The 26,553-nt window shown below is 42.3% G+C and carries 27 protein-coding genes and 1 riboswitch; of the genes, 14 read left to right on the forward strand and 13 right to left on the reverse strand.

Annotated elements, in window-relative coordinates:
- Window positions 1-124: 124 nt before the first annotated feature.
- A riboswitch (SAM riboswitch) is annotated at window positions 125-265 on the reverse strand.
- Window positions 266-580: 315 nt separating this feature from the next.
- Window positions 581-2,179, forward strand: a complete 1,599-nt coding sequence (gene pckA / locus V7654_RS17575) for a phosphoenolpyruvate carboxykinase (ATP) (protein ID WP_335431979.1) — start codon at window positions 581-583, stop codon at window positions 2,177-2,179.
- 213 nt (window positions 2,180-2,392) lie between these two features.
- Complete coding sequence (locus V7654_RS17580; RefSeq protein WP_335431981.1) at window positions 2,393-3,586, forward strand: NupC/NupG family nucleoside CNT transporter; 1,194 nt, start codon at window positions 2,393-2,395, stop codon at window positions 3,584-3,586.
- A 417-nt stretch (window positions 3,587-4,003) separates the two neighbouring features.
- Here the strand turns inward: V7654_RS17580 and V7654_RS17585 are convergent, their stop codons facing one another.
- Window positions 4,004-4,246: a DUF2584 domain-containing protein gene (locus V7654_RS17585; RefSeq protein ID WP_335431982.1), complete on the reverse strand. Its 243-nt coding sequence runs from the start codon at window positions 4,244-4,246 to the stop codon at window positions 4,004-4,006.
- Window positions 4,247-4,287: 41 nt separating this feature from the next.
- Window positions 4,288-5,076 carry an alpha/beta hydrolase family protein gene (locus tag V7654_RS17590; RefSeq protein ID WP_438825320.1) on the reverse strand — a complete coding sequence of 263 codons (789 nt, stop codon included), beginning with the start codon at window positions 5,074-5,076 and terminating at the stop codon, window positions 4,288-4,290.
- Window positions 5,077-5,195: 119 nt separating this feature from the next.
- Between V7654_RS17590 and V7654_RS17595 the strand changes: the two genes are divergently transcribed.
- From V7654_RS17595 to V7654_RS17605, 3 genes are read left to right on the forward strand one after another with little or no spacing between them, the layout of a single operon-like run.
- Window positions 5,196-6,191, forward strand: coding sequence for an ABC transporter substrate-binding protein (locus V7654_RS17595; protein WP_335431985.1), 996 nt, complete (start codon window positions 5,196-5,198; stop codon window positions 6,189-6,191).
- A gap of 19 nt (window positions 6,192-6,210) precedes the next feature.
- Complete coding sequence (locus V7654_RS17600) at window positions 6,211-6,987, forward strand: ABC transporter ATP-binding protein (RefSeq protein ID WP_335431986.1); 777 nt, start codon at window positions 6,211-6,213, stop codon at window positions 6,985-6,987.
- Window positions 6,968-7,774, forward strand: a complete 807-nt coding sequence (locus V7654_RS17605) for an ABC transporter permease (protein WP_335431987.1) — start codon at window positions 6,968-6,970, stop codon at window positions 7,772-7,774. The genes V7654_RS17600 and V7654_RS17605 overlap by 20 nt, the downstream gene beginning before the upstream one ends.
- Before the next feature lie 160 nt (window positions 7,775-7,934).
- Here the strand turns inward: V7654_RS17605 and ytkD are convergent, their stop codons facing one another.
- Together ytkD and V7654_RS17615 are read right to left on the reverse strand one after the other, a co-directional pair.
- The gene (gene ytkD, locus V7654_RS17610) at window positions 7,935-8,411 is read right to left on the reverse strand and encodes an RNA deprotection pyrophosphohydrolase (RefSeq protein WP_335431988.1); all 477 of its coding nucleotides are present in this window, start codon (window positions 8,409-8,411) and stop codon (window positions 7,935-7,937) included.
- A 107-nt stretch (window positions 8,412-8,518) separates the two neighbouring features.
- Complete coding sequence (locus V7654_RS17615; protein WP_335431989.1) at window positions 8,519-8,839, reverse strand: hydrolase; 321 nt, start codon at window positions 8,837-8,839, stop codon at window positions 8,519-8,521.
- 255 nt (window positions 8,840-9,094) lie between these two features.
- Here V7654_RS17615 and V7654_RS17620 point away from each other — a divergent pair, with 255 nt between their 5' ends.
- Window positions 9,095-9,352: a DUF6154 family protein gene (locus V7654_RS17620; RefSeq protein ID WP_207500925.1), complete on the forward strand. Its 258-nt coding sequence runs from the start codon at window positions 9,095-9,097 to the stop codon at window positions 9,350-9,352.
- Window positions 9,353-9,551: 199 nt separating this feature from the next.
- Here V7654_RS17620 and V7654_RS17625 read toward each other — a convergent pair whose 3' ends face one another.
- Window positions 9,552-9,992 carry a Dps family protein gene (locus tag V7654_RS17625; protein WP_335431990.1) on the reverse strand — a complete coding sequence of 147 codons (441 nt, stop codon included), beginning with the start codon at window positions 9,990-9,992 and terminating at the stop codon, window positions 9,552-9,554.
- A gap of 127 nt (window positions 9,993-10,119) precedes the next feature.
- On the opposite strand from V7654_RS17625, the gene ytzI reads away from it, so the two are divergent.
- The gene (gene ytzI, locus V7654_RS17630) at window positions 10,120-10,305 is read left to right on the forward strand and encodes a YtzI protein (RefSeq protein ID WP_335431991.1); all 186 of its coding nucleotides are present in this window, start codon (window positions 10,120-10,122) and stop codon (window positions 10,303-10,305) included.
- A gap of 75 nt (window positions 10,306-10,380) precedes the next feature.
- The gene (yidD, locus tag V7654_RS17635; protein WP_335431992.1) at window positions 10,381-10,635 is read left to right on the forward strand and encodes a membrane protein insertion efficiency factor YidD; all 255 of its coding nucleotides are present in this window, start codon (window positions 10,381-10,383) and stop codon (window positions 10,633-10,635) included.
- Here yidD and V7654_RS17640 read toward each other — a convergent pair.
- Window positions 10,616-11,179: a beta-class carbonic anhydrase gene (locus V7654_RS17640; RefSeq protein ID WP_335431993.1), complete on the reverse strand. Its 564-nt coding sequence runs from the start codon at window positions 11,177-11,179 to the stop codon at window positions 10,616-10,618. The two genes, yidD and V7654_RS17640, sit on opposite strands and share 20 nt — an antisense overlap.
- 226 nt (window positions 11,180-11,405) lie before the next feature.
- Between V7654_RS17640 and V7654_RS17645 the strand changes: the two genes are divergently transcribed.
- The 4 genes from V7654_RS17645 (at window position 11,406) to V7654_RS17660 (ending at window position 15,165) form a co-directional block, all read left to right on the forward strand.
- A complete protein-coding gene (locus tag V7654_RS17645) occupies window positions 11,406-12,380 on the forward strand; it encodes a metal ABC transporter solute-binding protein, Zn/Mn family (RefSeq protein ID WP_335431994.1) in 975 nt (324 codons plus the stop codon).
- A 118-nt stretch (window positions 12,381-12,498) separates the two neighbouring features.
- A complete protein-coding gene (locus V7654_RS17650) occupies window positions 12,499-13,860 on the forward strand; it encodes a cytochrome ubiquinol oxidase subunit I (protein WP_335431995.1) in 1,362 nt (453 codons plus the stop codon).
- Window positions 13,861-13,875: 15 nt separating this feature from the next.
- Window positions 13,876-14,925 carry a cytochrome d ubiquinol oxidase subunit II gene (locus tag V7654_RS17655; protein ID WP_335431996.1) on the forward strand — a complete coding sequence of 350 codons (1,050 nt, stop codon included), beginning with the start codon at window positions 13,876-13,878 and terminating at the stop codon, window positions 14,923-14,925.
- An 84-nt stretch (window positions 14,926-15,009) separates the two neighbouring features.
- Window positions 15,010-15,165, forward strand: coding sequence for a DUF1540 domain-containing protein (locus V7654_RS17660; RefSeq protein WP_335431997.1), 156 nt, complete (start codon window positions 15,010-15,012; stop codon window positions 15,163-15,165).
- Between the two features lie 55 nt (window positions 15,166-15,220).
- Here V7654_RS17660 and hmpA read toward each other — a convergent pair whose 3' ends face one another.
- The 7 genes from hmpA to V7654_RS17695 all read right to left on the reverse strand — a co-directional run bounded on the left by hmpA (window position 15,221) and on the right by V7654_RS17695 (window position 24,146).
- A complete protein-coding gene (gene hmpA, locus V7654_RS17665; protein ID WP_335431998.1) occupies window positions 15,221-16,435 on the reverse strand; it encodes an NO-inducible flavohemoprotein in 1,215 nt (404 codons plus the stop codon).
- 174 nt (window positions 16,436-16,609) lie between these two features.
- Window positions 16,610-17,716: an o-succinylbenzoate synthase gene (menC, locus tag V7654_RS17670; RefSeq protein WP_335431999.1), complete on the reverse strand. Its 1,107-nt coding sequence runs from the start codon at window positions 17,714-17,716 to the stop codon at window positions 16,610-16,612.
- On the reverse strand, window positions 17,713-19,194 hold the full coding sequence (locus tag V7654_RS17675) for an o-succinylbenzoate--CoA ligase (protein ID WP_335432000.1): 1,482 nt from the start codon (window positions 19,192-19,194) through the stop codon (window positions 17,713-17,715). Before V7654_RS17675 ends, menC begins: the two co-directional genes overlap by 4 nt.
- 156 nt (window positions 19,195-19,350) lie before the next feature.
- Window positions 19,351-20,169 carry a 1,4-dihydroxy-2-naphthoyl-CoA synthase gene (gene menB / locus V7654_RS17680; RefSeq protein ID WP_335432001.1) on the reverse strand — a complete coding sequence of 273 codons (819 nt, stop codon included), beginning with the start codon at window positions 20,167-20,169 and terminating at the stop codon, window positions 19,351-19,353.
- 16 nt (window positions 20,170-20,185) lie between these two features.
- Entirely contained in the window at window positions 20,186-20,995 is an 810-nt protein-coding gene (gene menH / locus V7654_RS17685; RefSeq protein WP_335432003.1) for a 2-succinyl-6-hydroxy-2,4-cyclohexadiene-1-carboxylate synthase, read from the reverse strand.
- On the reverse strand, window positions 20,992-22,743 hold the full coding sequence (menD, locus tag V7654_RS17690) for a 2-succinyl-5-enolpyruvyl-6-hydroxy-3-cyclohexene-1-carboxylic-acid synthase (RefSeq protein WP_335432004.1): 1,752 nt from the start codon (window positions 22,741-22,743) through the stop codon (window positions 20,992-20,994). The genes menH and menD overlap by 4 nt, the downstream gene beginning before the upstream one ends.
- A complete protein-coding gene (locus V7654_RS17695; protein ID WP_335432005.1) occupies window positions 22,740-24,146 on the reverse strand; it encodes an isochorismate synthase in 1,407 nt (468 codons plus the stop codon). Before V7654_RS17695 ends, menD begins: the two co-directional genes overlap by 4 nt.
- 460 nt (window positions 24,147-24,606) lie before the next feature.
- Here V7654_RS17695 and V7654_RS17700 point away from each other — a divergent pair, with 460 nt between their 5' ends.
- Both V7654_RS17700 and V7654_RS17705 read left to right on the forward strand, forming a co-directional pair.
- Complete coding sequence (locus V7654_RS17700; protein ID WP_335432006.1) at window positions 24,607-25,536, forward strand: 1,4-dihydroxy-2-naphthoate polyprenyltransferase; 930 nt, start codon at window positions 24,607-24,609, stop codon at window positions 25,534-25,536.
- Window positions 25,537-25,651: 115 nt separating this feature from the next.
- The gene (locus V7654_RS17705; protein WP_335432007.1) at window positions 25,652-26,428 is read left to right on the forward strand and encodes a TraR/DksA C4-type zinc finger protein; all 777 of its coding nucleotides are present in this window, start codon (window positions 25,652-25,654) and stop codon (window positions 26,426-26,428) included.
- Window positions 26,429-26,553 lie beyond the last annotated feature (125 nt).

Here is a 26,553-nt window from a genome sequence, read left to right on the forward strand (position 1 = left end):
GACACCAAAGAAGGCAGATCGACTGCTATTGGTAATAGACCAGCAGACAGAATACAGAAAAAAACAATATAAAAAACCTCTCCATAGCTTGAGGAAAGGTTTTTGCTTTAATCCGCGCCTTTCGCTCTTATCGTTCAAGGGCATTTCCCTTGCGTCAGGTTAGCACCTTTGCCCGAAAAAAACATACCTTTACCAGGCTGTTATTTCTCGTTTGCAGGTTGCTGGGTTTCATTGGGCCTGTCCCTCCACCAGCTCGGGATAAGAGAGTATCCGTTCAAATCAAAATCATAACGAACCTACAAATACATGTCAATCCTTTTCTTCACAAAATGTCGATTCATGCAGAACTTTCCCACTTTAAAGCGCTGGGGGTCTGACCCCCAATGCGTTAGTGTGTTAAAATCCTGGGGTGGAGTTATTTGGTTCTTGCTCCGGCCTTCTTCTATTTATATATACATTTTTGTAAAAGAGGGAATTTTTTCGAGCATTAGTATAGATTAATTAATGTAATGTGCTAAACTAATAGCGAGATGTAAACACTTTCAATATATCAATCTTTTAAAAAGGAAGGTATTCTCGGATGAATGTTGTAGGAATTTCCAATGAACTTTCAGCTTTATTAAAAGGAAGCAATATACAGGTACAGCTATCTGTCCCGCAGCTGGTTGAAAAAGTATTGAATCGCAATGAAGGTCTGTTGACCTCCACAGGTGCAGTAAGAGCTACTACTGGAAAGTACACTGGCCGCTCACCTAAGGATAAATTTATTGTAGAAGAGGAATCGGTAAAGGATAAGATTGACTGGGGCTCTGTCAACCAGCCAATTTCTGAGGAATCCTTTACGAAACTTTATAATAAAGTTTTGAATTTCCTGAAAGAAAAAGAAGAAGTCTTTGTATTTAAAGGCTTTGCTGGTGCAGACAAGAAATACCGCCTTCCTATACAGGTCATTAACGAGTATGCGTGGCACAACTTATTTGCCCACCAATTATTCATTCGCCCGGATGCAGAGGAACTGCTTAGCCATGAAGCGGGATTTTCTGTCATTTCTGCGCCTACCTTCAAAGCTGATCCAAAGGAAGATGGGACAAACTCAGAAACATTTATCATCGTCTCATTTGAGAAGCGCGTCGTACTAATTGGCGGTACAGAATATGCAGGAGAAATGAAGAAATCTATTTTCTCTGTCATGAATTATCTTCTTCCTGAAAACGGCATCCTATCCATGCATTGCTCTGCTAACGTAGGGCGTGAAGGTGATGTTGCCTTGTTCTTCGGATTATCCGGAACAGGAAAAACCACATTGTCTGCTGATACGAACCGCCGATTGATCGGCGATGATGAGCACGGCTGGTCGGCAAACGGTGTTTTCAACGTTGAAGGTGGCTGCTATGCAAAGTGCATCAACCTTTCTAAGGAAAAAGAGCCACAGATTTATGACGCGATCCGCTTCGGTTCTGTCCTTGAAAATGTTGTTGTTAACAGTGAAACGCGCGTTGCTGACTATGATGACAGCTCACTGACGGAAAATACTCGCGCAGCTTATCCAATTCAGGCAATCGATAATATCGTTGAACCAAGTATTGCAGGACATCCGAATACGATTGTATTCTTGACTGCTGACGCCTTTGGAGTGCTGCCTCCAATTGCGAGGCTTACCAAGGAGCAAGCAATGTACCACTTCTTGAGTGGCTATACATCCAAACTTGCAGGAACAGAACGCGGCATCACATCACCACAGGCAACATTCTCTACCTGCTTCGGTTCCCCTTTCTTGCCGCTTGCTGCGACACGCTATGCAGAGATGCTTGGCGAAAAAATCGATGAGCATAACGCGAAGGTATTCCTCGTTAACACAGGATGGACTGGTGGAGAGTACGGAACAGGAAGCCGGATGAAGCTTGCCTTCACACGTGCAATGGTTCAGGCCGCTCTTGAAGGCGAATTGAACAATGTTGAAACAGTGAAGGATGAAATTTTCGGTCTGGACATTCCACTTCACGTACCAGGTGTTCCTGACGATGTTCTTCAGCCAGTAAAAACATGGAGTGACGAGGAAGCTTATTATGCAAAAGCAAACGAGCTTGCGCAGAAGTTCCGTGCAAACTTCAAGAAGTTCTCAAATGTGCCGTCCCAAATTGAAGAAAAAGGCGGACCAACTGGCGGACCAACTGCATAATCTATCTGATAAAAGGCCATTCCTTCGGGAGATGGCCTTTTCCTTTGTTTATAAGTAAAATAAACGCCAAATCGAGCTCACTAAACTAGAGTTGTCTTATACAAGCTCTTATTTTTCCATGCTTTCTGTCCAAAGGATGAAAGTGCGAAAAATAAGGGCTTTTTTGTATTTATTAATTATTTATAGGAATAATATTCCGAGGAGGTTATGACATTGTATTTTCTTTTGAATTCAATTGGAGTTTTAGTTGTACTGGGAATTGTTTATTTACTTTCACCCAATAAACGAAGAATTAAGTGGAAATTCATTTTGTTGTTATTAGTTGTAGAATTTCTGATCACGTGGTTTATGTTATCTACAAAGATAGGAACATGGGTAATTAATCAGATCGCATCTTTCTTCACATGGCTTATTTCATGCGCGAATGAAGGGATATCTTTCGTTTTCCCTTCAGCTATGGCTAATGAATACGTAGATTTCTTTTTTAGCGCCTTGATGCCGATCATCTTCATCATTACTTTCTTTGATATCCTGTCTTATTTCGGTATTTTAACCTGGATTATTGACAAAGTAGGCTGGCTAATCGCGAAAGTGTCCGGTTTACCTAAACTTGAGAGCTTCTTCTCCATCCAAATGATGTTCCTGGGCAACACAGAAGCACTTGCAGTAATCCGTCATCAGCTCGCGGGATTAAGTCAACTTCGTCTGTTGACTTTTGGAATCATGAGCATGAGCAGTATTAGCGGGTCCATCATAGGAGCTTATTTATCAATGGTCCCGGCGACATATGTTTTTGCCGCGATACCGTTAAATTGTTTGAATGCCCTATTGATTGCAAACATGTTAAACCCGGTTGAAGTCAGCAAGGATGAAGATATCGTTTATGTTCCTGAAAAAGGGGAACGAAAGGATTTCTTTTCCACCATCTCCAACAGTATGCTTGTAGGTGGCCGGATGGTTCTTGTCATTGCAGCAATGGTTATTGGTTATGTAGCATTGACAGCTAGTTTAAATGGGATATTAGGATTCTTTGTTGAAGGATTGACCATTCAGAAAATTTTCTCGGTTATTTTTAGCCCATTCGCATACTTGCTCGGATTGTCCGGTAAAGATGCCATGTATGTTGCTCAATTAATGGGCATAAAACTTGCTACAAATGAATTTGTGGCAATGCTCGACTTAAAGGATAAAATTAGCAACTTGGCTCCGCATACAGTGGCTGTAGCGGTGACCTTCCTTACGTCATTTGCCAATTTCAGTACAGTTGGAATGATTTATGGAACATTCAATTCCGTAGTGGATGAAGAAAAATCACACATAATAGGAAAAAATGTTTGGAAGTTACTAGTAAGCGGAATGGCGGTCTCCCTGTTAAGTGCTATGGTTGTTGGGTTGTTCATATGGTAATAATCATCTATTAAGGGGCTGCGTATGCAGCTCTTTTCTTTTGTCTAGCTCTGATAACTTACTGTTGATTTCCGCTACAATCTACAGGATTTAAAAAGTCAACTATGAGCATTAACAGAGCCATTATTTAAGACAGATTTATTTGCCCTCTCTACAACAGTTTGTTAAGGAAAAAAAATAACAGGACACTTATGCCCTGCTAAGAGTAGACAAACTCAGAAAATCAAGTTTGTCTACAGCTTTTTTTATTTAGTTGATCTATAAAATTAGTCTGTTGATTCCATTCCAGGCGCTTGCTTTCCGCGGGGCGTCCGGTGATCCCGCAGGAGTCTTCGCGCCTTCCACTCCATCAACAGGTTTTCAATAACTAATCGGTGACCTGTTGTCAACTAACTAAGCAGGGCACTTATGCCCTGCTTAGTTAGTTGAATTTAACGCGACTAATTGATACGTAAGTGTTGTCGTATTTTCTGTCCACTCGACTTTTTGAATGACGCCGGTTCCTGTCAAGTCACCCTCGATCGTCTTTTTCACTTCCAGTGGAATGTCAATTGGATAAAGCCTGTAGCCTTCCTTTTTCAAAGAGAAGAAATTGTTTTCGAGCCGCTGCTCCCGGCCCTTTGTCACGATCATTGTATTCAACTCTAATGGCATCCCCATCGTTCTCGCTCCTCTTCATAATCACTTATAATTTCATTTTATCATTGTTGAGATTGTGTTTTCATCCAATTCGTTAAGTCAGCAACTACTTTCCTGTTCATCACTGGAGGAAAGTAGTGTGTATATTCATCAAAATACCAGCTTTGCACGGGCTTGTCCAATTCCTTCAGCCTTTTCTCAATGCGATAAGAATGTTCTATCGAAACATTATGGTCTTTCCTGCCATGAATCAGCAGAACTGGAGCCTTGAGATTTTCAATTTCATACAAAGGTGTCCTGAATTTATACCTCCGCGGATACTTCGTCGGTGTTCCCCCAATTACCCGCTTCATCATCCTTCGCATGTCTTTTCTTTCTACATACGTTAAAAACATATCGGTTACACCGCCCCACGTCACAACGGAAGCAGCCTCAGGAAATTTGATGCCGGTCAGCAAGGCCATCAAGCCTCCGCGAGAAAAGCCGAAGATATGGATTTTCTCTACCCATGGCAAGGACTGAAGCAGCTTGAAACCTGCGAAGGCATCAACCCGGTCCTCGCCGCCAAAATCCTCGTCACCTTCTCCTCCCTGATTGCCACGATAAAATGGAGCAAAAACCGTAAATCCTTCGGAAGCAAATTGAGCAATCCTTGCCGGCCGAACTTTACCGACGTTTTTAATACCGCCTCGCAAATAAAGAAAGCCATCTGTCCCGCTCCCGTCCACAGGTTTTGCCAAAAGCCCCTTTACCCTTAATCCCCCAGCATTATAAGTGATCATCTCCAGCTCGACAGCAGGGTTTGGGGATGGAAATTTATATGCTGATATGATTTGTCCATCCTTATCCAACATTCTCACTCCTCTAATATGAAATTTTTTCATTTTTGCCACTGGGCATTCACACATTTTTTCCCGTTTCATACGATATCGTAAGTTAAAAATCAGCCCATTTATTAGGAGGCATTTATATGAAAAATTGGTTAAAAGCCGGTTTTGCTTTATTGTTGATTGCTGTACTTATTATACCTCTTGCAGCTTGCGGTAAAGACAAGGTACAGACCGTCAAGGTTGCAGAAGTAACACGTTCGATTTTTTACGCTCCTCAATATATTGCCCTTGAAAAAGGATTTTTTGAGGATGAAGGTTTAAAAGTTGAACTGACTACCACATGGGGCGGCGACAAAACCATGACAGCAGTCCTTTCCAACGCTGCAGATGTGGCCCTCGTTGGATCTGAAACATCCATCTATGTGTATGCACAGGGTTCCAATGACCCAGTCATCAACTTTGCCCAATTGACACAGACAGATGGCACGTTCCTCGTATCAAGAAACAAGATTGATAATTTCTCTTGGGATCAGCTCAAAGGATCTACGTATCTTGGACAGCGTACAGGCGGGATGCCGCAAATGGTGGGCGAATTCGTACTCAAGAAGCACGGAATCGATCCTAAATCAGATTTGGAAATGATCCAAAATATTGATTATGCGAATATTCCTAACGCCTTCGCATCTGGAACAGGAGACTTTGTCCAGCTTTTCGAGCCAACTGCAAGTTTGTTTGAAAAAGAAGGCAAAGGTCATATTGTTGCTTCATTCGGAACGGAGTCCGGTCATGTTCCTTATACCACATTTATGGCAAAGCAAAGCTATATGAAGAAAAACCCTGAAACAATCGAGAAGTTCACTCGTGCCATTTACAAGGCTCAGCAATGGGTAGAGACTCACAGTGCCAAAGAAACCGCTGAAGCAATCCAGCCTTATTTCAAAGATACAGAACTTGCGTTAATCGAAACAGTAGTAGAAAGGTATAAGAGCCAGGGATCATTCGCAACAGATCCAATACTTGATGAAGAAGAATGGAATAACCTGCAGGACATCATGGATAAAGCAGGAGAACTTCCTAAGGAAGTCGGCCACAAAACTCTAGTGAATACAGAGATTGCAGGAAAAGTCATGAAATAACACAGGAGGTTGCAGCCAAATGGACTTTTTGACATTAAGGGGAATCCATCACACATATTTTACAAAAACTTCTGCTGTCACTGCATTGAATGATATTTCACTCGATGTCCAGGAAGGGGAATTTGTCTCCTTCCTGGGTCCGAGCGGCTGCGGCAAAACAACGCTGCTCTCAATCATTGCAGGGCTGATTGAACCGACAGATGGTCAGATCGCACTTGAAGGAAAATCAGTTAAGGATGCTGCTGAAAAAACAGGCTATATGTTGCAGCAGGATTATTTGTTTCCATGGAAGACGATCGAAGAAAACATCTTTCTCGGCTTGAAAATAAGCGGCACATTAAATGAATCCAGAAAAAAAGACGTCTTGAACCTGCTGGGGCAAATGGGATTAGGTAACGTCGAATCCCTCTATCCTAAACAGCTTTCAGGCGGAATGCGCCAGCGTGTGGCCCTAGTCAGGACACTAGCGACGGAGCCAAAGCTGCTCATGCTTGATGAACCTTTTTCCGCATTGGATTACCAAACAAAACTAAAGCTAGAGGATCTGGTCGCAAGTACTTTCAAAGCATTTGAGAAAACTGCAATCCTTGTAACTCATGATATTGGGGAAGCGATAGCGATGAGCGACAGAATCTTTCTATTCTCACCTCGGCCAGGCAGATTGCACAAAACCTTCACCATTCCAGAAGAGTTACGAACTCTTCGGCCGTTTGAAGCAAGGAACCACCCTTTATACAATGAATTATTCCAGCTGATATGGAAGGAGTTGGAATCCCTTGAACCAGAAGAATACTGAACTCCTTCACAAGCAATATTTAAAAGATATACGGCGTGAAAAAAATATCGTACGTATTTATCAGCTTCTAATATTTGTTGCTTTCTTCGCTTGCTGGGAAGCAGCTAGTCAATATAAGTGGATTGATCCACTCCTTTTCAGCTCTCCCTCAAAGATCTGGAACTTGCTTATCGAGAAAACACTGGATGGATCACTTGCAGTGAACATTGGGGTAACACTGGCAGAAACTGTTTTGGGCTTTATCCTCGGAACGCTAATGGGTACTGTTCTTGCAGCGCTTTTGTGGTGGTCACCCATTCTTTCAAAAATTTTGGATCCATATCTGGTCGTGCTCAACTCAATGCCCAAAGTAGCACTTGGCCCGATATTAATCGTAGCCCTCGGCACTAACTTATCCTCCATCGTGGCAATGGGTGCGATTATCTCAATCATTATTACCACAATTGTTGTTTATACTGCATTTAAAGAAGTCGATCCCAATTACTTGAAGGTATTGCAGACATTCGGAGCAACGAGAACACACTGCTTCCGTGAAGCGATCCTGCCTGCCTCGTTCCCGACCATCATTTCAACTCTGAAGGTCAACGTCGGACTTTCATGGGTAGGGGTCATTGTCGGAGAATTTCTGGTCTCCGCGCGAGGGCTTGGATATATGATTATCTACGGTTTTCAAGTTTTCAACTTCACGTTAGTATTCCTGTCTCTGTTCGTCATAGCCGTATTCGCAACACTTATGTATCAGCTTGTCGAGCTGCTGGAAAAAAGGCTTATTAAAAATAACCAGTAACTAAACAACCGGGCAGCTCTGTCCGGTTTTGTTATTTGGCAATATTAAATTAGACTGTTGATTTCCACTCGAGGCACTCGCTTTCAGTGGGGCGTCAGGTGCTAAAAATTAACATTCACCTTTTTTAAAAAACGCCAATGCTCAAGTAATACCCCTTCACTTATTTCAAATCAAACTTCTCCTCTAAAAACTCCAGGCTCCTTTTTACCACATGATCTTTCATAATAAAACTGTATTCATCCTTCATCCTTTCAGTAAGCAGATCTCCGTTTACCAGGACGGGTCCTGCTGTTTCAAGGTAATCATCCTGAAGGACAAGTTCTACTACTTCGCCATAGAAAATCCGCTTTACAAAAGATTCTGCTAAATCGGCTACCTTGTATTCTCCAATGCTGACAAGGTTCCCTAATATGGCACCTGTTTCCTCGATAACCTCACGGCGGGCAGCATCTTCAAGGGTTTCCCCTTCCTCTACTTTTCCGCCAGGAAACTCAAGCCCTCTATTGCTGTGCCTGGTCAGCAGCCATTCATCGTTATATCTGCAAATTACAAGGATATGTCTTGGTCTTTTATCAAAGACGTTTTCCTCGAAAGCAAGGGTGACTTCCACTCCATTCACATCTGTAAAGTTCTCCATTATATAATCTCTCCCGACTATAACATGTCTATATTATAAGGAATAATGCCCGAGGGGTGAAACAAAATGAATAAACCGCAGGCTATTGCCTGCGGCCACATGAGCTTCTATTCTTCGGGAAGGATTCCCATGCTTTCTATATGCTTCTTTGCTTCTTCGTCCCCGAGCTTGTAGATCATTCCATATGCTTGAACCAGGAGTCTGTCCAAAGCGTCATTTTCTCTGTCATAATGATATTGAACATATGGCACATGCGATCTCATGAAATCCTGCCATCCAGTCGAATAGCTTTGTTCAAAAATCTCTCTTAACCCTGTTATTTCTTCGTCACTAGCTTCAATTTTAAAATTCCATGGAGAGGCAGTCGATACGCTCGAAATTTCACCTTCACTAATATTTATATAGTACGTTTTTTTGCCTTCTGGCATGTGGCTCACCTCATGGATATCGTTCCCTGCCTGCATATTTGTTTATACTGAATAACTTAAAAATTATTTATTTTTTCAGTCCGCTGATTACTTTTCAAGCTGGTATTATGTTAAAATGAAAACCAAATACAGAGATAGATGAAGGATTGATCCTCAGGAAAATACTTCAATTTTAAGGCATATTTTTTCCTTTCGAGGGTATTTAATAATATAAGACACAAATGTTAGGGACGAAAGAATGAGAGGTGAAATGAATTGAAACTTATTGATGAGCTATACGAGCTATATCGCAACAAATTGACCGGTGATGAAGAGGATATTGATATGCTGGCTTTTGCCTTTCTTGAGGAAATGAGCCGCGAAGACTTGTTAAAAATTATACAAGACCTCGATAAGCAGGAGCTTTATGATTTGATGGGCCTTTATTTAATCGAGAGCTTAAAAGGAAAGTTTGCTCAGGATGATTTCGGGGCTCGTTCAGTCAACTCATATCCCTCACGCAATATTCATTGACCTTATCTTGTAATAGACCATACATACGCAGCCGGCTCCCAGCCGGTTTTTTTTTAGGCTCTTCTAACTTACCTGCTAATTTCGGCTCCAATTATTCACCTTCTGCTTCAATCAGAGTACTTAAGAATAACAATGGGCTTTTACACAGGCATTTCAGAAAAATAAACACAAAAAACTGGCCAAATGGCCAGTTTTATTTTTATCCAAGATAAGCCTTGAACATCCACATATGCTTACGAAGGCTCTTTTTAACTTCAGTCAGCATGTCGGCTGTAGCTGAGTCCTCTTCCTGTTCAGCAACTTCGATGCCTTGCTGAAGTTCTTCCACTAGATTCGAGAAATCGTCATGCAATTGGCTTACCATGTCTTCTTCCTTTTCATTCCCTTTTGCTTCTTTGATTGAAGACATTTCCAGACATTCTTTTAGGGTTGCCACTGGCTTTCCTTCAAGAGCAAGGATTCTTTCAGCAAACTCATCTATGATCATGCCTGCTTCATTATATAACTCTTCAAATTTCACATGCAGAGTAAAGAAGTGACGTCCTTTCACATACCAATGATAGTTGTGAAGTTTAGTGTACAGGACAGTCCAGTTTGCTACCTGCTGATTAACTGCTGAAATAACATCTTTTTTTGCCATAATAGTTCATCCTCCTCATGCTTGTATATTCCCCTGCCGCCACAATTAAAAACATAGAACCAGCAACTTTTTTCCTATGGCAGAAAAGAACATGCTACAATAATTTTGAAGCAAAGGAGGCATTTTTATGTATACAGTTTTAATGATCTCAGTCATCATCGTCATCATCGTTTTGGTGTTAAGCGTTGTGACTACATCTAAAGCCTATAAATTTAAACATACCGTCGACCCTGCCGAATCAGTAGATCAAAACAGCATCAATCCAGAAGCTTCCAAAGCGCCAGCAGATGAAACTGAAGGTAAAAATAATTAAAGGAGCTGGTATCAGCTCCTTTTAGACTGTTCGCAGAAAATATGATATGTTTCTCCATAAGAAAGGAGCATAACGATGCTAAAAAAAGCCTTGATCGGTATAATCCGATTTTATCAGGTTGTCATTTCACCATTAAAACCGCCAACCTGCCGCTTCTATCCTACCTGTTCCCATTACGGCCTCGAGTCAATCAAGAGATTCGGCCCTGTAAAAGGCGGATGGCTTACGATTGTCCGCATCCTGAAATGCCAGCCATTCCATCCAGGCGGAATGGATCCAGTCCCGGATGAATGGCCGTCAAGGAAGAAGATTAAGCCTCATAACCATTGATGACCTGATCCAGCCTGCCAGTTGCCGGATCGATTACCAGTCCATGGACTGGTATGTCTTTGGGCATTAATGGATGGTTTTTGACGATATCAACACTATGAGAAACACTGTCCTTTACATTGTCGAAGCCATGCAGCCATTCTGTTACATCTATTCCTGAATAATTTAACGTACCAAATGTTTCTTCTGAAACACCTCGTTTTTTCATTTCATCAATGACTACATCGGGCTTCATCCCGCTCATTCCACAATCGTAGTGACCAATGATGGCAACCTCTTCAGCCTTAAGCTGATATACAGCCACCAGCAAGCTCCTCATGATACTGCCAAATGGATGCATGATCAGTGCACCGGCATTCTTCACGATTTTCACGTCTCCATTCTTGAGATTCAAAGCTCTTGGCAAAAGTTCAACTAATCTTGTGTCCATGCATGTTAAAATCACCATTTTTTTATTCGGGAATTTCGTGGTGGTAAACTCTTCATATTTCTTTTCTGCTACGAATTTTTCATTATACGTTAGGATTTCTTCAAGCATTTTCATCATAACTACTCCTTTAAAAAAATTCTCTCATTTATAGGATACCGCAAACCGTCCTCTACCCCAAATTTTTTACTTGCATTTACTTCAAACATTTTGTAAGATACAAAGGGTAAATCGTAACCATTACGAATTAATAAATTCACACTTGAATTAGTAAACTAATATTGCTAAAAACTCCGTTTCTAAATCGTAATGAGTCCGTTTTAATAATCAGGGGGCTTTAATAATGAAAAGAACTGCTTTAATTTTTTCCATATTCATCATCCTCGGCACTTTTTTAAGCGGCTGCGGAAAAGAGTCGACAGATTCAAAAAAGGAAAATGGAAACCTGCTGCAGGTTTATACAACTGTTTACCCGCTTCAATATTTTGCTGAACAAATTGGCGGTGAGTATGTCAATGTTGAAACCATTTATCCGCCTGGATCTGATGAGCACACATTTGAACCTTCGCAAAAGGATATGATGGCGCTCGCTGATGCAGACTTATTTTTATACGTTGGACTTGGGCTTGAGGGGTTTGTTGATAAAGCCAGCAAAACTTTGGAGAATGAAGATGTCAAAATGGTGCCTGTTGGCGAAGAATTACATTTAGAGGAAGCCGGCCATGAAGATGAAGCTGCAACTGAAGACCATGACAGCCACGAAAATGGCAGCCAAGATGGTCACGGACATGGCGATGTCGATCCGCATGTCTGGCTTGATCCAATTTACGCAAATGAACTAGCTTTAGTTATTAAAAATCAATTGGCAGAACAAATGCCAGAGCAAAAAGAAACTTTTGAAAAAAATTACTCAGAGCTATCAGGCAGACTTAAAGCTCTTGACCAGCAATTTGCCGATGTTGTTGATTCGGCAAAACGGAAAGAAATCATCGTAGCCCACTCAGCATACAGCTATTGGGAGAAACGATACGGCATTGATCAAATTAGCATCTCTGGACTTTCAACGACGAATGAGCCGTCACAAAAGGAACTTCAAAAATTAATAGCTCACGCTAAAGACGAAAAGATAATATATGTTTTAAAGGAACAAAACTTTGAATCCAAACTGGCGAAGATGGTCCAGGAGGAACTAGACGCAAAATCGATGACTCTTCATAACCTTGCAGTACTAACGGATGAAAACATAAAAAACAAAGATACGTACTTTACATTGATGGAAGACAATATTGCGACATTAAAGAAAGCATTAAATGAATAATTTGTGAAAGCCTCCCTTTTTGGGAGGTTTTTTTATTGTCTTAAATGGAATTGATTACATATTTTTCCGAGTAATGAAGAAAATAGTGAAATGCATAAATGCGAAAGGAAGATGAACGATGGATGATATATTAATCGCACGCTCACTGTTTGGAACCACGATGGGTTTCCATATCATTAACGCAACTATAGGTGTGGGACTGCCGTTGATGATTCTTGCTGCTGAGCTGTTATACCAAAGAACGAAAGACGTTGATTATGCGGTCATGGCTAAAAGATGGACGAAGGCATTCGCTGTCACTCTTGGAGTCGGCATTCCTACTGGTACAATCGCCGGGGTGCAGCTTTCGCTCTTATGGCCTGGTTTTATGGAGGTCATTGGGAGGGTAATGGCATTGCCCTTCCAAATTGAAATTTATGCTTTTTTCGTTGAAGCCTTATTTATGTCCATATACGTTTATGCTGCAGATCGAATTGCTCCGTGGATGCGGATTGTCAGCCTTTCACTTGTAGCACTTGGGGCCCTTGCTTCTGCAGTGCTTATTACTAACGTCCACGCGTTCCAGGGGACTCCTGCTGGATTCAGGATCGAAAACGGTGAGCTTGTTGACATTGACCCATGGGCTGCATTCTTCAATCCAAGCTTTGGAGTAACCGCTGTTCATGTCGTTTTTACCGCTTATATGACAGGAGCCTTTATCATTGCCACCGTTGCGGCCTATAAGATGCTGAAAACAGATTTCGGTTCAAAGCTGTACAAGTTTCATCATAAAGCATTGATGGCAAGCTTGATGATTGGCGGTGTCTTTTCCATCCTGACAGCCGTTAATGGCCACGCGGCTGCTCAATACCTGCACGAATACCAGCCTGAAAAGCTCGCGGGAGCAGAAGGACTTTTTGAAACGCAAAAATACGCTCCTCTGGCAATCGGCGGAATCACAGACAGGGAGACGGAATCCGTAAAATGGGGAATTGAGATTCCCTGGGCCCTAAGCTTCCTTGCAGGAAATTCATTTGAGACAGAAGTGAAAGGGCTTAATGACTTCCCGGAAGAACATTGGCCTCCGCTCTTCATCCATACTTTATTTAACGCAATGGTCGGTGTTGGGATGCTGCTGATTACTCTCTCCATGATTGCGTTTGCCTGGAATAAGCTATTGAAAAAAGAGAAGTTCCCTCGCTTTTTAATGTTGTTATTTGTATTATCAGGTCCGCTTGCGATACTCGGAATTGAATTCGGCTGGATTTTTGCCTGTACCGGAAGACAGCCGTGGAATATTTACCATGTCTTAACGACTGAGGATTCAGCAACAACAGCGACAAATCTGGGCATCCTGTTTGTGCTATTTGCCGCAGTGTATGTATTGCTTGGTGTTATGGAGATTATCGTCCTTCGCTACTATTTTCGTAAAAATACAGTCGCGGATGATCTAAACAGAGCACATCAAAAGGAGATTCCTCTGTATGGGTCAAACACGTGAAAGGGTTGAAAAGATGTGACTGATGCTCTTACTGCCATAACCGTCTTATGGGGATTCGTTTTTATTTATGCCGTGATGGCAACGATGGATTTCGGAGCAGGCTTCTGGTCGATGATTTACATCAATAAAACGAAGACAAAGGCAACGAATATCGCCAACCGCTATTTGTCGCCAACATGGGAAGTAACCAATACTTTCATTGTTGCTCTCGTTGTCGCTGTGTATAGTATGTTTCCAAAGGCAGCTTACACGCTAGGAACTGTGCTGCTGATTCCTGGAAGCATGATTTTGCTGCTGCTGTCTGTCAGAAGTGCTTTCCTTGTTTTTTCAAACATAGCGGAAGATTATCGCAAGGTGCTCACTTATATTTCTGGAATATGCGGCATCCTCATACCCGGCTTGTTAATTAGCGTTTTGCCGATCACTCATGGCGGGTTCGTCGATTTTGCTGATGGTTCCCAGAACTTAAATCTGGTCAGACTGTTCAGCAGCCCAAATGAATATGCCTTTATTGGATTCGCCGTCAGCAGCACCTTGTTCCTTTCCTCCCTCCTGCTTGCGGATTATTCTAAAGCATCCGATGAAATCTCTGCTTATTATGTATATCGGAGGGATGCGTTAATTCTTGGGCCAATATCGCTCATGATGGCTTTTTCAATCATGCTTACATTAAGAAATGAAGCACAATGGATTTACACGAAAATGATGGAAGATCTTAACATCTTGGTTGCTTCTGTGGTAATGTTCATAATCGGCGGATTTGCCCTTGTTTTACCATCCATCGGCAAGAAAAAGCTGCGAGGCATGCCTAGACTGGCGGTTATCATGATTACCCTTCAATATCTTGCGGCAAGTTATGTTTACGGAAAAGCACATCTGCCCTATATCGTGTATCCAGAGGTTACCATCCAGTCAGCGTTCACTGATCCTAATTCCTTTAGGGCCGTGTTTACGACATATATCGTCGGTTTCCTGATTCTTTTCCCTGGGTTCATCTACTTCTGGAGTCTTTTCATGCAGGATAAGCGATATTTAAGACAGAAAAAAGTAAAAGAACAATCCTGATTTACTGCCTATTTTTAGCTCGAATAGGCATGCAGTGAAATCTGCATGCTAATGTTGTATCAACCAAAAAAGGAGTGGTACAACATGGCGAAGGATGTATTATGTGAGGTAAATAACTGTCAATATTGGAAGAACGGCAATCGTTGCAGTGCAGATCAAATATACGTTGTCAGCCATACCGGCGAAACAGCGGACAGCACCAGGGAAACCGACTGCCATACGTTTGAGCCATTAGAGTAGCTCAATCTAAAAAAAGACAAAAAACACCCCTATTGCAGGGGTGTTTCCTTCTTTTTTATGCTTCAAGGCTTGCCATTGGCCCAAAGAATTCGAAGTGAATTCGATCATCAGTAACTCCAAGCTCTTTTAAGGAAGCGTTAACCGATTTCATGAATGGAACTGGTCCACAGAAGTAAAAATCTGCTTGATCAAGATTCACATTTTCCTGCAGCCATTCCTTCGTTACATATCCTACTGCGTCGAAGCTGTTGTTCAGGCGATCTTCTTCTGTCGGTGCATCATAGAATACGAATGAATTTACTTTTGCTTTTTCAGCTGTTGCTGCAACTTCATCCTTTAACGCATGGACCTTTCCATTTGCAGCCGCATGGACGAAAGTCACTTCTCTTTCCGGCTGAAGATTTGCCACAGTGTTCAGCATGCTGACCATTGGAGTCAAGCCCACACCGCCGCTAAGCAGCACAACTGGTGACTTTTTCTCACTATCCAGGAAGAAATCGCCCGCTGGAGCACTAATATTCAGGATTTCTCCTTCCTCCACATTGCTGTGCAGATAATTGGATACCTTGCCGTCTGGAGTTTGCAGACCAGTTTCTTTTTTCACACTGATACGGTAGTAGCCTTTTCCTGGTGCATCAGACAGGCTGTACTGGCGGATATGCGTAAACTCTTCTCCTTCGACCTCAAGCTTAACGCTGATATACTGTCCAGGTTTAAAATCAGCGATTGCTGTTCCATCAACTGGCTTTAGGTAGAATGAAGTGATGACTTCACTTTCCTCAATCTTGTTAGCCACAATGAATGGACGGAAACCATCCCAGCCGCCTATTTGATTCGCAGCAGCATCATACATTTCCGCTTCCACAGAAATAAAGGCGTCTGCAATCACACCATATGCTTCTGCCCAGGCATTGATAATTTCATCCGTTGCTGCTTCGCCAAGCACTTCTTTGATTGCAAGCAGCAAATGCTTCCCTACGATTGGATAATGCTCCGGCTTGATTCCTAAGCTGCGGTGCTTATGTGCGATTTGATTTACAACCGGAAGGATTGCTTCTAGGTTGTCTATATATTTTGCAGCGGCATAAACAGTCCCAGCCAATGCCCTTTGCTGTCTGCCCTGCTTTTGATTAGCATGGTTAAAAATATTAAGAAGTTCTGGGTGGTTTTCGAACATAGTTTTGTAAAAAACAGTCGTGATTTGTTCACCATGAACTTCTAGTACAGGTACGGTAGATTTGATGATTTCAATCGTTTTTGCGTTTAGCATTCCATACACTCCCTTATGTCTAAATCAATTTTGCAGAGGTGTTAACCTCATTCCCATAGTGATTATATAAAATTAAAAGTAGAGAGTAAGTGATGCAAATCACACTATCGCAAAATAGTTAATTAGGGCTAATTTTAAATAAAACACAGCACCGTAAAAAACAGTGCTGTTATCCTAAAATATAATTTTTTCTTCGAAAATCGTTACTTCCTTCAGGCGCTTCCTGTTAAGTTCAAAACCAATTCCCGGACGATCCGGCAAATTAATGAAACCGCCATTGACTTTAATTTCAGGATCAATAATATCTTCTTCCCAATATCGGTCAGAACCTGAAATATCTCCTGGAATTGTGAAACCAGGCAAGGTTGCCAGGGCAAGATTATGGGCTCGCGAAATTCCGAATTCGATCATACCGCCGACCCAGACAGGAATCTCCTTCACTGCACAAAAATCATGGATCCTCTTTGCTTCTCGTAAACCGCCAACCCGTCCAATTTTTATATTAATTACTTTGCAGCTTCCTAACTCGACTGCTTTTCTTGCATCATCAAAGGTTACGATGCTTTCATCAAGACAAATTGGCGTTGAAATTTGTGACTGGAGCTTTGCATGGTCAACAATATCATCATATTCAAGTGGCTGCTCAATCATCAGCAGCCCATATTCATCGAGAGCCTTAAGGCGCTCTACATCTTCTAATGTATAGGCGGAGTTCGCATCAGCCATTAATGGCAAATCCGGAAACTTCTTTCGAAGCCCTGCGATATACTGAATGTCATTTTCCGGGCTGATTTTCACTTTTACACGATTATAGCCCTTTTCTAAATAGCTTTCTATCTGAGTGATCGCAGCAGACAAATTAGGATTTCCAACGACAACTCCAGAAGGAATGGTGTCGACCGTCCCGCCAATCAACTTTGATAATGGCTTACTTTCCCGCTTTGCCTGCAGATCCCATAAGGCTGTTTCAATCGCCGCCTTTGCCATATGGTTTCTTCTGATTGAACTGAACAAAGCAAAGGCTTCCTCAGCATGGGCAATCCCTTTTTTCTTGATTAGGGGGATGATAAAATCCTTAAGTACATGCCAGGATGTCTGAACTGTTTCTTCTGTATACCAAGGCGAGGAAAAGGCAACTCCTTCACCGTAACCGCTGACACCATCATTTCCTTCCACTTCAACGATCATTGCTTCCCTTTCGTCTACTGTGCCTAAATGGGTTGCAAATGGCTGTTTCAATGGCATTTTTATCAAAGATAACTTGACTGACTTAATATTCATGGCCGCTCCAATTCCAGCCACTCCCGCAGCTTTCGCCTTAACAATTTTTTTGCTGCATTCCTGGGCAGGCTGTCGACAATGATGATTTTTTTCGGAAGCTTATACTTTGCAAGCTTGTGCCGGCAAAGCTCGAGTAATTCTTGCTCTAAAATTTCAAATCCATCCTTCTTAACAATAAACGCAACCGGAACCTGTCCCCATTGCTCATCCTCTGCTCCGATCACACCTGCATCCGCAACACTTTGATGAGAAAGCAGTACACCTTCAATCTCAGCAGGGTAAATGTTTTCACCGCCTGAAATAATCAAATCCGAACGACGATCAAGGACATAGAGAAATCCATCATTGTCCAAATAGCCGATATCTCCTGTATATAGCCATTGATTACGAATCTTTTCTGCTGTTTCATCATCTCTGTTAAGATAGCCAATCGTAACATTCGGCCCTTTGACGATGATTTCTCCTTCAGCTCGAGGAGGAACTTCATTCCCATCCTGGTCAACAATCATAATCTGGTTCGGAAATAATGCTTTACCTGCTGAACCTAACCGTTCAATGCTGTATTCTGGTGACAGCGTTGCGAACTGTGAGGATGTTTCTGTCATGCCGTAAGTTTGAAATACAGGAATCTGCTTTTCAAGACAGTTCTCGAGCATTGGAAGAGGTGCTGGTCCGCCCCCAAGCAGCATGCACCTGAAGCTTTCAGGCAGCTTTTCCCCGCCCAGCTCATTTAGGATTCTCCTAAGCATGGTACTGACGACCGACATCACCGTAATTTTTTCTCTGTGAATATCTTCTATAGCCTTTCGTTCATCAAAAGTGTTGTGGAGAATCACTGCCATACCATAAATCTGGCTTCTCATTAAAATAGAGTATCCGCTGATATGGAAGATCGGCACAGTACAAAGCCATTTATCCTGTTCATGTAAGCCGAGATTAAGAGCTGATGCTGTCGCACTCCACCAATGATTTCCGTATGTCTGCATGACGCCCTTCGGATTACCCGTTGTTCCAGACGTATACATAATCGTTGTGACATCATGCAGGTCGAATTCCTCGAGGATGACCAGATCCGCGCTTTCTATCTGATTGAGCTCATCTGTACTGATTGATCGCAAATTAATGTTAATGGAATCAGCTTTAGGCGTAAAACCCTCTTCATAAAGGAGCAAATCTGCTGCTGAGTCTTTCAGCTGCCATGATAATTCCTCGGCTGTAAGACGATTGTTCAGAATAACCGTACGGACTCCAGCCATTTGCAATGCATATAAAATAATTGCTGAATCTGCCTGATTAGAAAAGAGTACAGCTGCTGTAGATCCAGTAGCCAAACCAAGGGCAGCAAGCTTTCCGGTAATCTCCTTCGCCTTTTCAAAAACTTCTTTAAACGAATATGTATGTCCTTCAAAAATTAATGCTTCACGATCAGGAGTCAACTCTGACCGTTTTTTCAGCCAGTTTGGGATCGATTCTCCCATTTTGCTACCACCTCTTTGATTTCACTTACTCACAAGCTTTGCATATTTACTACATACAGGACGATAGATTTGCTTATCACAAGTGCATTTATACGAAAACAGCCTGATGGGATATCCATCAAGCTGTTTTTTATTACGTTTAAAATAGACAAAGAATCAAGGGAACCTTGGGAACTGGCCAAAGTCTGGTTTGCGCTTTTCTTTGAAAGAATCGCGTCCTTCCTTTGCTTCGTCAGTTGTGTAATAAAGCAAGGTTGCGTCGCCTGCCAACTGCTGAAGGCCAGCAAGTCCATCTGTATCAGCATTCATTGCTGCTTTCAGGAAGCGGAGTGCTGTAGGGCTCTTTTCAAGGATTTCTTCACACCACTTGATTGTTTCTTCTTCAACCTGGTCAAGAGGCACAACCGTATTTACAAGGCCCATATCAAGTGCTTCCTGAGCATTGTACTGGCGGCAAAGGAACCAGATTTCGCGTGCTTTTTTATGGCCAACGATTCTTGCTAGATAGCCAGAACCATAACCAGCATCGAAGCTTCCTACTTTAGGTCCAGTCTGTCCAAAAATCGCATTGTCAGCTGCAATCGTTAAATCGCATACAACGTGAAGGACATGTCCGCCGCCGATTGCATAGCCTTTTACCTGAGCAATAACCGGCTTGGGAATAACACGGATTAAACGCTGAAGATCAAGAACATTCAAACGAGGGATCTGGTCTTCACCAACATACCCGCCATGTCCGCGTACCTTTTGGTCTCCTCCTGAACAGAATGCATCATCTCCAGCACCTGTTAGAACAATAACTCCAACGCTGGAATCATCACGTGCATAAGCAAAAGCATCAATCAGTTCCATTACCGTTTTTGGACGGAATGCATTGCGCACTTCTGGGCGATTAATGGTAATTTTAGCGATACCATTATATGTTTCATAAAGAATATCTTCATACTTGCGTTCTGAAACCCATTCTACTGTCATCAAGACAACCTCCTATTTATGTATTCGACAAAAACTCACTTACTATTGTACCAAATTTTTCAGGTTCTTCCACATGAATTGCATGGCCGCAATCTTTTATCGACAAATGCTTGGCATTTGGAAGCTTTGAAGCCATTTCTTCTGCAATGTTACAGAACTTTGTATCCATTGTCCCTGTTACCAGTAATGTTTCAAAATTAAAGCCCGGCAGCTTGTCCCACCATGAAGGCTGCGCCCCGGTCCCCATCCCACTCAGGCTGTTAGCGAGGCCGACGAGGTTATTTTGGAGCCTTTGACTCCTTATTTGTTCCCTTACTTTGGCAGGCAAATTCAATTGTGATTGAAAGAGCGGAATCGATTCCCAATAATCAATGAAGTTTTCCAATCCTCCCTCTTCTATCTTTGAGGCTAGATTGTAGTCCTGCTGAATTCTAGCATTCTTCTCCGATTCATTTTTTAGTCCAGGGGTCGTACTTTCCAGCACCAGTTTCCTCACCATTTCAGGAAAGAGGCTGGCAAAGGTAATGGCCACTCGCCCACCCATTGAGTACCCTAACAAATCCGTTTTCTCGATTCCCATCTCATCCAGGAGAACCTTCAGATCATTTGCGGCCCTCACGATATCGTATCTGTCTGCCATTTCAGGCGAGTCTGTTTGACCATGACCAATCAAATCCACCATCAACTGAAGGGAGTGTTTTCCCCATATAGGACAAAACGGCTTCCATGTAGAAGCCGCGCCTGTAAAACCATGAAGCAACAGCAGTGGAAAACCATCTCCGCACTTCTCGACATTATATCGGACGCCGTTTATCATGGTTTTCATTGATTGTCACCTTTTAGCATTAAAGTTATTTCCCGGGAAACAGATTTCCACAAATCTCGATGTTCAGTCAGGTTTCGATCCCTCATTGTCTGGATTTCCACCACTTTCAAACCACTTATATTTTGATTTTGAACGAAAACCTTTGCAAAATGATCCCAGTCTTTTATTACATCAAATTTCCCGTTATACATTTCGACAACATGGCTAAAATCAAGATCCAGTGGTGTGCCAAACAGCCTTTCAAAATGCTTCGGCTCATTTGCTTGCGGAAGAAATGAAAAAATTCCGCCGCCATTATTATTAATCAATAAAATATTGATGTTTAGGTTATACATTTTAGCTGCCATTAATCCATTCAGGTCATGGTAAAAAGTAAGATCTCCAAGCACGAGATAGCATGGCTGCGAAACGCTTGCCACCCCAAGTGCTGTCGAAACAATCCCATCAATGCCATTTGCTCCTCTGTTTGCCATCACTTTGATCTTCTTTTCATTGAAAAAGAAGAATGAATCAAGGTCACGGATTGGCATACTGTTGCCGACAAAAAGCGTTGAGCCTTCCGGAAGCATCTCAGCAAGCTGATGGAATAGCTTTCCTTCACTTAATTCTTCCACCTCTGAAACGGTGGACAATTGTTCCTTGGCAATGTTATTTGCGGCACGCCATGTCTCAAGATATGCTGAATCGTTAGCAGATCCGATAGAGTTGCGCATCTTCCTGCAAAAAACCGTTTCGTCACAATATAACATGTCAGAAGCAACCATCGATGGCTCCCGCCAGCCTGCGCCGCCATCAATTACAACTTGGCGGGCATTTCGGTTTTCTTTTATAAAAATGGTCAATGCTTTCGAAATCGGCATAGCTCCAAAGCGGATGATCAAATCAGGCTTCAATGATTCCTTGGCATCCTCATTCCTTAAAAATGCATCATAGGCATCGATTATATAGCTGCTATCATGTTCCCCGCTCCGAAGCTGGGAAAGAGGATCAGCGACAATCGGGAACTTCAGCTGATCAGCCAGGCTAATCACTTCCTCGGCAAACTCGCTGCTATCGATTTGGCCGCAAACAATGATTCCCTTGCGATACGATGAGAAATCCTCACTTATTTTTTCAAAGACCTCATCCGACAGGCTCAAATGCCCTGTATGCATGTCAACATATCCTCCAGAACGTTCAGCCACTTCAAATAATCCCTCATCTATTATTGGAATCAGCGGCTCTCTGAACGGGAAGTTCAAGTGGACAGGTCCTGCTGGATAGCTTGAAGCTGTTGCTGCAGCCCTTGCACATACTGTCCGTGCGTAACGGATCATTTCATCTGTTTTTTCCGGCGGCGCCATTTCAACGAACCATTTTACATTCTTTCCATATAGGTGAATCTGATCTATCGCCTGCGGTGCTCCAACATCCCGAAGTTCATGAGGGCGGTCTGCAGTCAAAACGATCAATGGAACGCGAGAAATGCTCGCTTCGATAACAGCAGGATAATAATTGGCTGCCGCTGTACCTGAAGTGCATAGAAGCGCTACAGGCCTGCTTGTCGCTTTAGCAATCCCCAGTGCAAAGAATGAAGCTGAACGTTCATCCACATGCACATGGATACGTAAATCAGGATGCTCAGACATCACCAGTGCCATTGGAGTCGATCTCGATCCAGGGCTGATGACAACATCCTTCACTCCTGTTTTAGACAACTCAGCTACGAAAGCTGCGATATATGCTGTTAAACCTTCCTGGTGGCTCATGATTTTTCCCCTCCAAGTGCTGCAAGCATCGGACGGAACTTGATGCTAGTCTCTTTATATTCACTTTCTGCATTGGAATCCGCTACAATTCCACAGCCCGCAAACAATGATGCTTCATTTCCCTGAATGAGTCCTGATCGAATCGCAACGGCGAACTCCCCATTGCCGCGATAATCCATCCAGCCTAGCGGAGCAGCGTACAGACCGCGGTCGAGCTGTTCCACTTCTCTGATCTTTTCCACTGCAGCCTGTTTAGGCAGTCCGCCGAGAGCAGGCGTAGGATGCAGCCTATTCACCAAATGCAGTAAAGAAGTACCTTCACGGTTTTTCCCGATTACAGGTGTATATAAATGCTGGATATATTTCATTTTCATCAATTCAGGCTGATCCGGCAGAATGACCTCATCACATGTTTCCTGCATAGCTGCCTTGATCATATCGACAACATATTGATGTTCGATTAAATTCTTTTGGTCATTTAGGAGCTCATCGCCCAGTTTCTTATCTTCCTCTGGCGTAGCGCCTCTGCCAATCGACCCTGCAAGGCACGCCGAAAACAGGCTTGCCCCATCCTTCTTTACCAGTCTTTCTGGGGAAGCCCCGATAAAGCAGTCGCCATTTGATTCAAAGGCGAAAGTAAAGCTGTCTCTTTGCTCATCAAGCAGATTCTCAAGGACGCTTTCCGCCTGGATGACATCAGTAAAATGAAGACGGAGCTCCCTTGCAAGAACAACTTTTTTCAGCTCGCTCTCACCTAAATCATGAACAACATCCGTAATCGTTTCTTTCCACGCTTCTGGATTAATCTCAACAATATCTTTAATATCCAGTTTTGCCAGAACAGGCTTTTGGTTTGATAGGGAAAGAACTTCCTGACGCTCTTTCATGATTTTATCAAATAATGATAATTCATCATGCTGAGTGCAGACTAAATTGGTTGTAAAGTATGCATCACCTTTGATGATGGTCAGCATGTATTTCGGCAAATGGAAAAGAGCACCTGAAAACTTGGACCATAAAGCAGTCTTCTCTTTCAGCGGATCGAAAGAAAAACCGCCAAACAACAATGGGCCTGTACCGTTTACCTTATGATTATTATAGACAAGTGCATTTTCCGTGAAGCGCTTCCACTCTTTTTCAACATGAAAAAAGCGGTCAGCATCCTGATCCGACTGTATTTGCCCGCATATTCCCAAACCAGCAATGACGAAGTCACCTTCAGGATCCTTCCAGAAAAAGCGTTCTCCTAAGAATTTATCCCTTCCTGTAGCAAAAAAATAAAAAGGATCTATATTATCTATTTTATGGACTTCACTGACCAGTATAGACCGAGATAGTCCTTTGGCCCGCTCAATCGCATCAAGAATTCCCTGTCTTAGTTCCGTTTCTTGAATGGCAACCAAAAAAATCCCCCCAATAACAGCCTCTCATCTGTTATCACACGTTTAAAAGCTTATTTTAAGATACACCTCATAAATAAGTATGTCAATAATGTCAAACTGCACAAAACTAGTGTTTTCCTTATTATATATTAAACACATTTTTCAAAAGGTTTTCACAACAAAGATTGTTGTTTTCCTGCTCCCGATCGTTGTGACATCTTTTCTTTCATAACATCATTAACTTTTCAATTATACCGACTATTTATCCAAGCCTTCCAATATTAAAACCAACAAAGCAGTGTCTCCAACAAAATCTTCCATATAAAACACGAAAATACTAATTGACAGTGCATATGTGAAAATCTACACTTATTATTGTAAGGCAATTTTGCCTAGATGTTAAATACCTTTTTGACAAATTTGGCTCATTTAGATAAAATAATTAGGTTTGATATATTGATATTAAGGGAGAGAATTAGATATGCAACCACAGCTACAGCCTAGTTCTTCACCATCAGTGACTGGCTCTGACTGGAGAGTTTGGTGGCAGCTTACACGCCCCCATACACTTACAGCTGCATTTGCCCCCGTTTTACTGGGCACTGCTTTAGCTATAGAAACAAACGGTATCCATTGGGGATTGTTTCTGGCAATGCTGATTGCGAGCTTGCTGATCCAGGCCGCTACCAATATGTTCAATGAATATTACGATTATGTACGTGGGCTTGATAACGAGAATTCAATTGGGATTGGTGGAGCGATTGTCCGCCACGGCATTAAGCCTAAAACAGTTTTAAATCTGGCTTTCAGCCTTTACGGAATCTCAGTCCTTCTTGGTGTATATATCTGCATGAACAGCAGCTGGTGGGTTGCTGCTGTCGGGGTCATCTCTCTTGCTGCTGGATATCTCTACACTGGCGGCCCGCTGCCAATTGCTTATACACCATTTGGTGAGCTTGTCGCAGGCTTTTTCATGGGTGTGCTGATCATTCTGATTTCGTTTTACATTCAGACGGGTACGATAACAGAAACAAGTGTACTCGTCTCAGTGCCAAGCTTCCTGCTTGTGGGAGCAATCCTTCTAGCAAATAATATCCGTGACCTTGATGGTGACAAGGAATTTGGCCGCAAGACATTGGCAATCCTCCTTGGTCGAAAAGGAGCAATCAGGCTGCTTGCGGGAATGTTCATCGTTTCTTATGGCTGGGTTATCGGGCTGATTATTGCGGGAGTTGTTTCACCATGGCTTGCACTGGTTGCCCTCAGCATTCCTAAAGCAATTAAGGCTACAAAAGGTTTCATTGGTAAATCAAATCCATTGCAAATGATGCCGGCAATGGCAGCAACTGCACAGACAAACACAATTTTTGGATTCCTGTTGTCTATCGGGATATTCATCGGGTTAGTATAAGACATGAGAAGCTTCTGCCTTTGGCGGAAGCTTTTTCTATGTTTCTTAAAAGTCCAAGCGGGTATTTAGTACGTATGAATCATTTCATACAAATGAAACCTAAGGATGTGTAAATATGCTGACAAATGAACAACTTAACGGATTAAAACAAACACTTATAGATGAAAAAGAAATGTTGAATACCCAAATTGAAGGAAACAGCGAGGACGGCTATCTGGATGGGAGCCAGCGCGAAGCAACAGGTGAATTATCTTCCTACGATAACCATCCGGCTGACAGTGGGACAGAATTATTTGAACGCACGAAGAACTTTGCAATGGATGAGCACCATGAAGCTCAGATTGAAAAAATCGATAATGCCCTGAAAGCGATTGATGAGGGCACTTATGGAAAGTGTGCAGAATGCGGAAAAGAAATTCCGTTTGAACGACTTGAAGCAGTCCCTTATACATTATACTGCGTAGAGCATTCACAGGAACAAAACTTGTCCACTGACAGGCCTTCCGAAGAGGATATTCTCGAACAGACTCACAACACAGACTTCGATCGCAGACAAAACGAAGAAATGGCTGATAATAGAAACAGCTTTAATGATGTTGCGGAATTCGGTACTTCTGAAACCCCGGCAGATTTTACAGGCGATCATAAGGACTATAATAAACTGTACATTGATAACGAGAAAGAAGGAGGTTTCACTGAAGATTATGAGACTTTCAGCGCCACAGATATGGATGGCAGCGATCGACAGGTCTTCAAAAGTGAAACGGAGGAAGAGTATGAAGATATGCTCGATGAGGCCGGCATGGAGTCGCAGCTTGGAGATATCCCTTACAAAGAGGAAGATAGCTATATAGAAGATAATAAAAAAGAAGATGAAAACCCATCAAAATAATACGGCACAAAAAGGCTCAGGTTTATAATCTGAGCCTTTTCGATATGATTTCCCCTAAATACACAATAACAGACTAAAAAATTTACAATTATCCCCTGCTGGAATTAAAATTAAACTATTCACCA

Origin of the sequence: Bacillus sp. JJ1609, from assembly GCF_036967045.1 — a bacterium.
Taxonomy (GTDB): domain Bacteria; phylum Bacillota; class Bacilli; order Bacillales; family Cytobacillaceae; genus Mesobacillus.